Genomic DNA, 12521 nt, shown 5'->3' with positions numbered 1-12521 from the left:
GTCAATGTGGCAGCCAGCATCGGTTCTCACCACCCTTTGAGCAATCCGCGTGCCGCAACCCAAAACCAGCACGTAAGTCTTTATTCAACTGACACTTACACCAAACCGAACGATCCCTGGACCAGCCTGCCAAACTGGTCTTGGCAGACGGGATCACAAGCCTCCCAATATCCGCCCAGGCGTGGGTTTCAGGATTCCGCAGATTCGACCGCCAGCATGACCCGGCGAAACCCCACCTGGCGAGCCAAATCGAACACTTCGACCGCATCGGCAACCGAGATCACGCTATCGGGATCTATGATGATCATCGTCTCGATCGGCAAACCAGCGATGACCGCCAACTTTTCTCTCACGGCTGCGAGCGTTGGCAACGAAACCGCGCCGACCTGGTAACTCAGTTGCCCTGCGTTGTCGACAATCCGAACCACAATTTCCGACGAGCGAGTGATTTCGGATTCTGGGGACGTCGTCGTCGACGAAACAGATCGCTCCTGGGGCGAATCAGCCAACGCGATCGCGCCGGGCAATTCGGTCTCCGGCAGATCGAAACTGCTGGTCCAGACGAAAAAGACGAGCAGCAAAAACACCACGTCAATCATGGATGTCATGGCGAGCTCATCGTTGGCGCGACCCCGTACCGATTGTTTTGGCGATTTCATGGGCGACCGCCTGGGGACGCTGAGCCGGCGGGAGCCCGGTTGGTCACGATCGCGACGTCATCGATCCCGGACGCGGTCAGTACACCAAGTAATCGCTCGAGGTGCTCGTACGCAATCTCACGATCCACTCGCAAACGAATCGCCGGTGACTCTTGACTGGGCCCGTCTTGCCTGGGCCGGTTTCGCCTAGGCCCATCTTGATCGGGCTCGCCATCTGACACCGAGATCTGCCTCAAACGCGAACTGAGCGACTCGAGCGAGATCTCTTCACCGGCCAAATACAAACGCAATTGCGCATCGAGGGTCAAGGTCAGCCCCGCATCGGTGATCTCTCCCTGTGCACCCGTTTGAGCATCCGCCAACGAAACCGGCAGCCGGTTTTCCCGTCGCGACAGGTGACTGGAAACCAGGAAAAAAATGATCAGCAAGAAGACCACGTCAATCATCGGCGTCATCGTCACGCGATCAGGCGTGCGTCGATGTCCGGCAAGATGGTTACTGGGTGATCGCATGTTGAGACGAGCTTAGTTACGAAGCCCACACAAGCCAAGACGCTCAACCAAGTCGTCCGCCAACAGCGCGCGATGATCGATCAACAAAACCTGCTGGGCGAGCAGTGCAGAAAACGGAAGCGGTACTGGCTTACGAACACGGCGGGCACTCATTCGATCCGCACTTCGAAAGCCTGTCCCCACTGGCACGCCGATGCTTTCGAGACTTCTTGTAAGCTCACTTCGGCAATCTGCATCCTCGACTCGAACCGCAAACTTGTAGTGACACGATCGGACCGACAAATCCGTTCTTGATAACGGCTCGCCACCAACACGCTTCCAATCCAACCGCTGCAACTGACGAACCGCTTCGGATCGCTGGCGGTTCATCTCATCGAGCGCCGCAAGTTGCGGAAGCAAGACCGCGCACTGCAATGGCGACATCGCCGGGGTATCGCTTGGACGATCAGCGAACGCGCGAATACGAGACGCGATAGCGTCTTGTCTGGTTAACACCGCCCCACCACAACCGGCCGTCAACGGCTTACTGCCGCCAAAACTAAGCGTGGTAGCATCGGCCCATTTGCCCACAGGTTCAAATTGCCCTTTCTCCAGCGTTCCGGCACCGGGAACCTGACAAGCGTCTTCGATCAATGCCCAACCACGTTCGTCGCAGATCTTCCGGATCGCTTTCATATCGGCAAGTTGGCCGTATAAATGCGAAACAACGACAGCCTTAATCGCGTCGCCAGTCACTTTCCGCAACGATTGCGGACACATCGTCATCCCGCCGACCTGCACATCGACCAAAACCGGTTTCGCCGACAACAACTCGACACACCGGAGATTACCTGGGTAGTCATAGGCACAAAGTGCGACTTCATCCCCGGCTTGCACTCCAACGCCTCTGAGTGCCAACTCCACCGCCATCGTGCCACTGCAGCAAAGCCGCACATGAGCCTTCGACGGCGACAAACTACCAACCAAACCACTCTGCCACCAAGCCGAGATTGCCTGACAACATTGATCGGCCAGGTTGCTGTGATAGCGTCCCCAGTCGCCGCTTTCCCAAGCCTGCCGCAATGAATCAAAGATCGCCGGGTCAGCCGGCGGCCATATCGGCCACCCCTGTTCGTCTCGATTCAAATGAGTCATCGGCATCCCGCCTCCTTCAGGGTCGCGATCAGATTAGCGGAATGACAAACACAACAAACGACTACAAGCCTTCCGTGGGAGCCAAACCAAACATGACGTTCATGTTCTGAATCGCGGCGCCACTGGCCCCCTTCGTCAGATTGTCAATTGCACACACGATAACGGCTCGCCCCGGAGCATCTTCAGTCCCCGATACACGAACGGTCATTTGCACGTGGTTCGTCGTCGCAACATGCTTCGTCGACGGCAGGTGATCGACGACATGAATGAACGGTTCACTCGCATAAGTTTCGCGGAGCGTTTCCATCATCTTCGCCTGGATCTCTAATGGATTCCGTCCCGACGTAGCCGCAGGGCGGACATAGATCGTTGATAAAATACCGCGATCCATTGGCGTCAAATGAGGCGTGAATAGCACCTCGACGGTTTGACCACTAATCCGATGAATCAGATCCTGCATCTCCGGTCCATGCCGATGCGATGCGATGGCATAGGCGGCAATCTGTTCGTTCGCTTCGCAGTACAACGTGCCCAGTTTAGGCGATCGGCCGGCGCCACTGACGCCGCTTTTAGAATCGACGATGATGTCGCTGCACTCGATCAAACCGGCCCGAACCAAAGGTGCGAGCGGCATGATTGCCGAGGTCGGGTAACAGCCGGGATTGGCGACGACATCCGCACTTGCGATTTGGTCAGCGAAGAACTCGGGCATTCCGTAAACGACGTTACCAACCCGCTCGGGCCAAGGATGCTTCACGCCGTACCAGTGCTCATACAGCTCGACGCTAGACAAACGAAAATCGGCGCTGAAGTCGACAACCCGCAATCCCGCGTCGACAAGGTCCTTAACGCTTTGCGCGGACGCGCCATGCGGCAAGCAGCACATCGCGATGTCCGCCTGCTTGGCGATTTCCTCGGGTTCAAACTGCGTCAACGAAATGTCACACCGCCCCGCGAGGCTTGGATGAATTTCGGAAAGCGGCTTACCTTCATCCGATCGGCTCGTCGCGACCGTCAGTTCGGCTTCCCGGTGGGCAGCCAACAAACGTGCGACTTCCAGTGCGGTGTATCCGGTCGAACCGATCAGGGCAACGCGTAACATGTTTTAGTCTAGAGCGAGAGAAATAAGAGTAAGCAGCCCACCGGCGGTGTCCGCTAAATGACGATTGAAGCGGGAGATGCCAGTAGGCCTAAAATCAATGAGCCGGCGTGAGCTCAAGTAGACTGCTAATTAGCGGCAGGAGTTGCTTTTTGCGGCTGACCACGTTGTCAAGCTTGTAAAGCATGTCTTCGAGTTGGGGATAGTTGATTTCCTCCCAACCTTCCGGCTCGCTGCTCATCAACAACAGACTTCCATTGCTGGAAATATCGGTGACCAACAAGGCTGAAAACTCGACATTCAGGTCCTTAGACAGACGCTCCAAAGCTTTGGCAAGTTCGTGCTGACGCTGCCAAAACAGGTCGAAACCGATTTCTTCGATTTGGGAGATCGAAAAACGCTTCCCTCCCTCTTCGAACTGCTTGCAGTCTTCTCGAACCACTTTTTCGGGAGTGCACGTGCGGAGCGCCGAGCCAACCTGAAAGAAGTCCGTCGCGAACTGCTCCAAGGAAGGCTTACAGAATGTTTGCAACCAATCCAGGATGTCACGGTCCACGTCGGTTGTCGTCGGCGACCGCAAATACAGCGTGTCGCTGATGATCCCCGACGCCATGCAAAGCGCGATCCCGGGCCCAGGATCAATCTGGCTCTGACGGAACATTCGAGCGACAAGCGTGCAGGTTGAGCCGACCGGATCCATCGTGAACCGCATCGGCCCAGTCGATTTGAGCGAACCGCCCAAGCGATGGTGATCGAGCACTTCGATGATGTCAGCCTCATCCGCGCCTTCCACGGCCTGTCCAAGCTCGTTGTGATCCACCAGAACCAATTGCGGGCGGGGCGGATGGATCAGATCACTTTTGCTGAGCACGCCGATCAGCTTGTTATTGTCGGTGACCGGGAAAACAGCTTGGTTGGATCGCACGACTTGCTGCTTCGCTTCGGTTACCGGCATCTTTGCCGACAACTTCATGAATTCACGATCGATCGCGTTTTCGATGATTTGCGCCGCTTTAATTCGCATGGTCGTAGTGGCGGTATCAAGCGGGCTGGTGATGATCGCCACGCCGCGATTACGAGCCAGTTCGATCAGACCGCTGGAAAGCTCAAATCCACCGGTGACGACCAAGGCTCGAACCCCCATTTCAAGGGCAGGCAACTGAATCGTGGGCCGGTCACCACTGACGACCAGCAATCGTTCGGGTGGATACTTCTTGAGTCGTTCAGTGAACCCACCGGCACTCATAGCACCGACCGTCACGACCAAATCTTCGGCCTCGTGGGAATCCACTTCATGCTGAAAATGGCCACCTAAGACTTTGACGATACTATCGAGCGTCGAACGGACACCCCGTGAACTTTCGGGATCGACACCACCGCGAAACACAAGTTCCAACAGATTCAGTAGAGTCACCAAACCAAGTAGGTGATCGTCATCGTCCAAGACAGGGATCGCACGCAGCCCGTGTTCATTCATCCGTTTGTAGACGTCGTAAAACACGTCTGTGGGACGAGCAAAAATCACCTCGCGTTTACAGATATCCTCCAGCTCCGGACGCACATCCATGATGATGCGAGGCAACGAGATACCAGCTTGTCGCAGTGCGAATTCAGTCCGTTCATTAGGGGCACCGCAACAGGCGGCAATGGCGTCAGGCCGAGTAGTTCGGCGTAGGTAGTCCGCATAAGCGATCGCACTGCAGATAGCGTCAGTGTCTGGGTTGCGGTGACCGAAGACGTGAACCGTCATGGGAAAGAAATCAGGCGATAAGGTTGGACAAGAGGGCAACGCCCACGCTGGGCGATCGCGAACAGCGAGCTACGACTGGCCAAAAATTTCCGTAACTGCCGCCAGGATCTTAGCGGGTTCACTCATCCGACCAATACCCTGAACACGGCAACTGAGCCAACCTTTTTCAGGTCCCACGATCTGGCAACCATCTTCAGCCAAAATTGCGACATTGCGTCGCACGCTAGGCTTATTCCACATCGGGTCGCTCATTGCCGGGGCGAGTAAAACAGGTGCTGTATTTTGAAGATAGAGCGTGCTAAGCAAGTCGTCGGCCGCGCCATGTGCGAACCGTGACAACACCGATGCAGTAGCCGGTGCGACCACCATCGCATCGATGTCCTTCGCCAGTTCGATGTGCGGCCCCAGCGGGAACCGACCATCGAACGATTCGGTCACGACGGGGCGGCCCGACAAAGCCGCCAATGTCGCTTCACCAATAAAATGAGTGGCGCCGGTCGTCATCACAACCTGCACCTGGTGTCCCGCTTGGGCTAGCTTGCTGCACAAGTCCGCAGCTTTGTAAGCCGCAATACCACCAGCAATTCCCAGCAGGATGCGTTTTTGTGTCATCGGTGCGATGTCAGAATCAGGCAAGTTGACGACCAACTCGTTCGAGCAACTTCTTGCTGGCAATGATACCTTCGTCTTCGCTGAGCTCGTGACCTTCGTACTCAATCCCAACGTAGCCGTGGTAACCAGCGGCCAACACGATCTTCATCATCTTGACGTAATCGGTTGAGGTCTCGTTACCGTCCGCATCGAAGGCATGCGTCTTCGCGCTGACCGCTTTGGCGTACGGCATCAAAGCTTGTACGCCATGATAACGATCGAACAGATCCGGGTTCTTGCCTCGGGAAATGTAGAAGTTGCCAAAGTCAGGCAACGTGCCGCAGTTGTCCATCCCGACTCGCTCCATCACAACCGCCAACCAAGCCGCGTTGCTGCTCAAGCCGCCATGGTTTTCGACGATCACACCGATGTCTTGCTTTGCGGCGTATTCGCTAAGTTGACGCAACCCGTCGGCAGCGTAGTCCAACTGCTCGGTATAGGTTCCGCTACTCGCGGCGTTAACACGGATGGAGTGACAACCGAGGAACTTTGCCGCGTCGACCCACTGGTAATGATTCTCGACGGCCTTTTGGCGGCCTTGGGCATCAGCGGCCCCGAGATTCCCTTCGCCATCGACCATGATCAAGACGCTGGTAACGCCGTGGTCGCTGCATCGTTTTTTCAGGTCCGACAAATACTTCTCGTCGCGAGCCTTGTCCTTGAAGAACTGATTGACGTACTCGACCGCTTCGATGCCAAACTTTTCCCGAGTGATTCGTGGGAAGTCCAAGTTGGTAATTTCAGCGTCCTTGGCACGAAGAGCGCGGTGCAACGACCACTCCGCCAACGAAATCTTGAACGGCATGTCCGAGCCAGCTTTCGCCGCATCGGAAGCTTCGGCGGCTTGAGACGAACGACCGCTCACTGCGCTGGCCGATGCAATTGCTCCGGCGGCGGCGACGGTCTGTAGAAAATTTCGGCGGGACGGGGTAGGCATAGGTGGGTTCACTACTAGAAATCAGGTGGGGTAGATTGACTCGACGACCCATTCAGTCGCCCCGATATCTTACTTCGGAGCGGGCCGGTTTGCGACTAGCGAAGGAGGATCGACCCCACATTGTTGCAGTAGAGCATCGCGTCGAGACAGCAATTTTACCTGGGCTTCGGTAAGCGGCTTGCCGGACTTTTGGCTTGGACCGGCAAACTGGACACGCCCTAACGTCTTGATGGCCTCCCCCGGCTGATGAAGCACCTTCAACTGAATTTGAGCAATCCGGATGCGAGCATCCATCGCCATCGGGTCACCATGGGCGACAATCAGTTTCAGTGGGGCGAGGGCAGGAAGCCACTGTTGGTTGCTGGCGAGCAACGACACGTACTCGAAGAGTGTCTTGTCCGATAAGCCGATCGCGATTTCAGATTCCTTTAATCGAGTGAAATGCTGGCCCGCCATGACTAAGCTTTTCTGACCAATTGACTGTCGTAGCAGCATGGCTAAACGATTGAACTCCGGATGTGATTGAGCTGGCCGCTGCGGAGCATCTGCAACAGGCTCACCAGCTGACTTAGCAACCCTTCGCCGAGTCGCCTTCTTGTTCTTTTTCGCCGCGGCCAAGGTACCCGGCCGCGACGCCCCGTACGCTGATCCACTTGATGCCGAACCGCTTGCCTTCCGAGGACTCGAACTGGCCAGCGCCGCAGCGACCGGATCGTGCTTGACGTCTTCCTTCTCGGACAAGTGCGAACGACGTTCACGACTGCATAGCAACGGATAACTCTGCAGCCACGGGTTTCTCGAAACGATGTCCCAGTCCTCACAATCAACCCAGTTCAAGCGAAGCATCACCATCGCCAACGTGGCGCCCATCAACATCGAAAGCAGATGCAGACCAGCCTGCCAAATCACCAATCCAAGCAAGAAAAACATCACCATTTCGATAAACAGAAATCCTGTTGCCAGAGTCGCAATTTTGATTTCCGTGGTGATCATGGCGCCCATCTTGCCTATCCGCGGCACGATCACCAACAACACACAACTCATCTCGTTTTCAGGTGCCCAAATCATCGCCATCGCCAACAGAGCAAAGATCGCGTTGTTTGCACCGACGGCACTGAACTCGCCGTCCGCGATCATTTCGCCCACTGCGGGGATCCAGTGGCCCAGAGACACGAAGATTGTCTGTGCCAATGCAGCACAAATGACATGGGTGCCGAAATAGATGCCGATGAACCACCATGGACCCACCTTGCCTTCAATGACCATCCCAAAGCTCCATAAAAAGAGCATGTTGATGACAAGGTCCAAGGGATTGATATGCAGGAAGCTGTACGTGATCCACTGCAACGGATCGATCGCCTCAAAAGTCAGCGTCAGCCAGGCGAGCTGCTCCGTGTCCAGGTTCCCCATGTAAACCTGAAGAAACGAGCCACAGAACCCAACGATATTCAAGACGATCAGCACCACCGTCGCGAACGGCCAGTGGTAAATCGGAGCATCGGTCGAGTAAGGAAAGAAGAACAACAGCAAGTTCCCGACGAATGGTCAAAGCAAACCAACAAGTCGGCACCGCCACGTTGGTACCACCAGTCTAGCCGGGCAGGCTCAGCAACGGGACGTCATTCAGAAGGCTAAGTGTCGCCGTACTTAAGTGTCGCCATACTGAGGCGAGGTAGATTGGCTGCCAAGATGCGTAGGTGCTGGGATGCTAGGCGGTGGGATGCTAGGCGGTGGGATGCTAGGCGGTGGGATGCTGAGCATTGGGTTGCGAAGTAGCTGCCGAGTCCTCCGACTCGCTAGCGGGGGCAGAACTGGACCGCTGGGACGACAACCTGGCTGACGAAAGGCGGCCCGAATTCATCGAGGGTATCTCGGCAAGATCCAGAAGCTGTCGAAGCGACGTGCAGTGCGCGGTGCAGACCAAACGTCGCCGCAGCGTATTGGAAACTGCCCGCCCCCCGACTAACAGCGTGACATCATCCGAAAGTGATTCCGCCATTTCGTTTTGTGCCGCAATGAACGCGTCTGGATCTGACAACGTAGACACACTCAACCAAACCAACTGAGGAGCGTAGTCGTGAGCGGCGAGCTGAATGCTGTCCATCGGCAAACCGCATCCCAAACTGGTCGCATTCCAGCCCGCTTCGTGCAACACCAGTTCGACCATCGCGGTTGGCAACTGATAGGGATCACCCTCGGGTGCGGCACCGATCGCAATGGGAGCACAAACGTCCGGCTGGGGAAGGGATTGCCGAAGCTCATGGATCAACCCCAACACAATGTCACATCCCCGCCGCTCTTGATAAATGTCGATCTGATTGCACGCCCAAGCCTCGCCAAAGCCGTGCATCGTGCTAGTGATCATCGACTCGGCCACCTCACATCGAGTCTGTCCATTTTCGACCGACTCGAACACCAATTGGCGGCATTTCGACTCATCGCCTCGAACCAGAGCATCACAGAATTCTTGATTCCGGGGATTTTCCGAACTGCAAACACAGTGGGTGCGGGCGGGCGACAAATTTGGCAAACCAAGCAATTCGGGGTGTTCCATGCACTTTCCCGACTCGTGCAAGAACTGTTGAAGAGCCACCAGAGATATTTTTCGATGCCCACCATCAGTTTTGCTCATCACGATGGCACCAGAATCGCACCATCGCTTGACGGTTGACTCACCGACCGCCATGGCGCGGGCAACCTGCTTCGGCGAAAACTGGAGTTGTCGTGCTGCCACAAGTCGGTTCGTTGGGTTGAGAAGCGAAATTAAGTGAAAACGAAGTGGATTTGGAGCCGTCCAAAGGAACTCTACCTAGATGTCGAGCACAGCTCGGATTTTGGCAAATCTTTTGTGTCCAGAGTCTGGGAACTTGTATCGGTCCCAGGTGTTCAATCCAGACCAATCCCTTTGGCCTGAAACGCATGAACGTTTTCACCATTTTAATCAACCACAAAAGCCACCTAATGTGGGCGGACTTGAGAAACAAGAAGTAAATCGCTTGCCTTGTTTGGCTGACACCGATATACCTTGCAGAGCAAGTGGACGTTTTTTAAGAAAAAAACGTCCACGCGGATCAGAGGTAGTTTTGGCCATTCATTCAAGTGATTCCATCGTTTGACTTCAGTGGGCCTGATTTTTTCGGCGTTTCCCGCACTTAGGTATATCCATGAGTTCTTCAATCAAGGCCAAGAATCGCAAAGCGTCCATCGAGCGTGAGCCAGTTCTAGAGGGCGCGACCGCGTCCTCGATCCCACCTCGCCGTCCGGCTTGGCTGAGCTGCTCCGAGCTCGAATTGCCGCTCGCCGAGGTTTCCACTGTGTTATCGGACTGGTCGGCGATTCCCAATGAAGATTTGCGGGCCCTAACCCGTCGACGCTTGCGAGAAGAATTGGACTTCATTGGGAACGAGCTTTTCGTCTCTGCTCGAGAAGGCAAACGGATCTTCTCACAACCATTGGGGCTGGCCGAACGGCAGTCCGCGTTGGGGATCGCAGCGATTCGCCGCAGCGGTGTCGACTTGCCGATTCACCTGGGAAGGCTTTGTGAAGCACCGCTGCTCAAGCCCGAACAAGAAAAGATGCTTTTCGAGCGGATGAACTACCTGCGGCAACAAGCAGCGATCCACCGCAGCGTGCTGAACCCTGAGCGACCTTCACGTCAGCGTCTGGAACTGATCGAGACCTACGTCGCTCTGGCCGATTGGCATCGCGACCGGATTGTCGAAGCCAACCTGCGGCTGGTCTTTTCGATCGTCAAAAAGTTCGTTAACCCCAACAACAACTTCGATGAACTTTTGAGCGACGGAATCGTGGCGTTGATCCGAGGGGTGGAGAAATTCGACTTCGATCGAGGCTTCCGTTTCAGCACCTACGCAACTCAAGTTGTCCGCCGGAACTCCTACCGGACTGTGGTCACGAAGCAACAAGAACGCCAAAAGGTTCTTGGTGGCCTTCAGGACATGGACATCGATTTCAGCGAAGAGGAACGCGGTTCAGCAATCAGCGAAAAACGATGGCACGAGTTGCGAAGTCGCCTTGGCGTTATGATGGGTGACTTGGATCGCCGAGAGAAGTTCATTATCCGTGCTCGGTTTGCATTGGGTTCGCACCGGAAAGTTCACACGTTGCAAGCACTTGCGGATCGACTGGGCGTATCCAAAGAACGAGTTCGTCAACTCGAACGCCGTGCCATGGAAAAACTACGTGCAATGGCGGGCACTAACGAACTGACTGAACTGGAACATTAATGCAACCTGCGGCGACATCGGAAAGCTCTCAACCTATGGACATTCCCAAAACGCCGCAGGGAGCTTCTCGGTTCACCGCTAGCGTGGATCTACCGGTCCCTATCGACCAAGCGTTTGCCTACCACGAGCGACCGGGTTGCTTGAATCGTTTGATCCCTCCTTGGGAATCAGTTCAGATCGAACACAGCGATAATAGTTTGCAACCTGGCAGCAAAGTTATTCTGAAGACCAGCCTCGGCGGCATGCCTTTGCGATGGCATGCAAGACACACACTGTACGAACCGCCGAACCTGTTCGCCGACGTACAGGACTCCGGTCCGTTCGCGTATTGGCATCATCGCCACCGCTTTGAATCGCTAACGAACTCGCCGCAGGAATCTTACGGCGACAATCGACTGCCGGATCTCTCTCGATTAACTGATGATGTCGAGTATCAATCGCCTGGCGGCGTGATCGGCAAGAAGCTTGGCAGCCATTTTGTTGAACAAAATCTGCAAAGCATGTTTGCCTATCGCCACCGAATCACACGTGATGACCTGGACTTAATGGCCAGCTATCCATCGGAGCCTCTGTCCATCGCGGTATCTGGAGCGACCGGGATGGTGGGCTCGTCGTTATGCGACTTGTTGCAATTACTTGGACATCGAGTCATTACGATCACTCGCGGGGCGTCGAACAAAGATTCCGAGAGCAGCGGGGACACCATCGCCGCTTGGAGCGACGACGATACGGAGCTTAAGAAGTTCAACGATGTCGATGTCGTTGTCCACCTAGCCGGTAAACCAATCGCTGCCCAGCGATGGACCGATTCTGTAAAGCAAGAGATGCGAGACAGTCGCGTGATTAAAACGCGAGAACTTTGCCAACGGCTTGCAAAACTGGATAATCCGCCGCACACACTGATATGCGCATCGGCGACAGGAATCTTTGGCGACCGTGGCGAAGAAATCCTAAATGAGAGTTCGGCACACGGCGATGATTTCCTGGCCAGCGTGGCTGAACAATGGGAAGAGGCTTGCTCACCAGCGAAAGAGGCGGGCATTCGAGTGGTCAACACTCGCTTCGGAATTGTTCTCTCACCCAACGGCGGCGCACTGCAACAGATGCTGCTGCCCGCAAAATTGATGGGTGGAAAACTCGGTAGCGGGCGTCAGTACTGGAGCTGGATCGGGCTGGATGATGCACTTGGCAGCCTCGTCCACGCCATCCACACCAAGGAACTTTCTGGGCCGGTGAATGTCGTTTCTCCCACGCCGATCACGAACCGCGACTTTGCCAAAACGCTGGGACGAGTGATCGGCCGTCCCGCTTTGTTTCCCGCCCCCAAACTCGCATTGCGGCTCGCACTGGGCGAGATGGCCGATTCGCTACTATTGGCAAGTACCCGCGTCATTCCTGACCGGCTGTTGTCGACCGGTTATCAATTTCGGTTCACCGCCCTGGATGAACTCCTACGATACTGCCTAGGCAAAACGAAGTTGCCTAGCTGAAACTTGCATCGTATTCACACCAATCACTGCGAATCAGTCCAACGT

The 12521-nt window shown here is 55.5% G+C and carries 11 protein-coding genes; 2 read left to right on the top strand and 9 right to left on the bottom strand.

All coding sequences use genetic code 11. The features are described from left to right. Window positions 1-188: 188 nt before the first annotated feature. From ACR3ZL_RS03570 to ACR3ZL_RS03530, 9 genes are all read right to left on the bottom strand, one after another. Entirely contained in the window at window positions 189-659 is a 471-nt protein-coding gene (locus tag ACR3ZL_RS03570) for a biopolymer transporter ExbD (protein WP_473649263.1), read from the bottom strand. Next, on the bottom strand, window positions 656-1171 hold the full coding sequence (locus ACR3ZL_RS03565) for an ExbD/TolR family protein (protein ID WP_473649264.1): 516 nt from the start codon (window positions 1169-1171) through the stop codon (window positions 656-658). Before ACR3ZL_RS03565 ends, ACR3ZL_RS03570 begins: the two co-directional genes overlap by 4 nt. A 12-nt stretch (window positions 1172-1183) precedes the next feature. After that, entirely contained in the window at window positions 1184-2305 is a 1122-nt protein-coding gene (locus ACR3ZL_RS03560) for a DegT/DnrJ/EryC1/StrS family aminotransferase (RefSeq protein WP_473649265.1), read from the bottom strand. A gap of 61 nt (window positions 2306-2366) precedes the next feature. Further along, on the bottom strand, window positions 2367-3407 hold the full coding sequence (gene argC, locus ACR3ZL_RS03555) for an N-acetyl-gamma-glutamyl-phosphate reductase (protein WP_473649266.1): 1041 nt from the start codon (window positions 3405-3407) through the stop codon (window positions 2367-2369). 94 nt (window positions 3408-3501) lie between these two features. Further along, window positions 3502-5154 (bottom strand): putative manganese-dependent inorganic diphosphatase, encoded by a 1653-nt coding sequence (locus ACR3ZL_RS03550; protein WP_473649267.1) that lies wholly within the window; start codon window positions 5152-5154, stop codon window positions 3502-3504. Window positions 5155-5223: 69 nt separating this feature from the next. Then, window positions 5224-5766: a flavoprotein gene (locus tag ACR3ZL_RS03545; RefSeq protein ID WP_473653411.1), complete on the bottom strand. Its 543-nt coding sequence runs from the start codon at window positions 5764-5766 to the stop codon at window positions 5224-5226. A 16-nt stretch (window positions 5767-5782) separates the two neighbouring features. Further along, window positions 5783-6742, bottom strand: coding sequence for a sugar phosphate isomerase/epimerase family protein (locus ACR3ZL_RS03540; RefSeq protein WP_486173210.1), 960 nt, complete (start codon window positions 6740-6742; stop codon window positions 5783-5785). Between the two features lie 69 nt (window positions 6743-6811). Continuing rightward, window positions 6812-8266, bottom strand: a complete 1455-nt coding sequence (locus ACR3ZL_RS03535) for a rhomboid family intramembrane serine protease (protein ID WP_473649269.1) — start codon at window positions 8264-8266, stop codon at window positions 6812-6814. Window positions 8267-8480: 214 nt separating this feature from the next. Further along, a complete protein-coding gene (locus ACR3ZL_RS03530; protein WP_473649270.1) occupies window positions 8481-9476 on the bottom strand; it encodes a MerR family transcriptional regulator in 996 nt (331 codons plus the stop codon). Window positions 9477-9906: 430 nt separating this feature from the next. On the opposite strand from ACR3ZL_RS03530, the gene ACR3ZL_RS03525 reads away from it, so the two are divergent. Together ACR3ZL_RS03525 and ACR3ZL_RS03520 are read left to right on the top strand one after the other, a co-directional pair. Next, window positions 9907-10986 (top strand): sigma-70 family RNA polymerase sigma factor, encoded by a 1080-nt coding sequence (locus ACR3ZL_RS03525; protein ID WP_473649271.1) that lies wholly within the window; start codon window positions 9907-9909, stop codon window positions 10984-10986. 35 nt (window positions 10987-11021) lie between these two features. Then, window positions 11022-12476, top strand: coding sequence for a TIGR01777 family oxidoreductase (locus ACR3ZL_RS03520; protein WP_473649272.1), 1455 nt, complete (start codon window positions 11022-11024; stop codon window positions 12474-12476). The last annotated feature ends 45 nt before the right edge of the window (window positions 12477-12521 follow it).

This window comes from Rhodopirellula sp. J20-39 (assembly GCF_057365095.1).
This window is presented reverse-complemented; position numbering and strand designations above follow the sequence as displayed.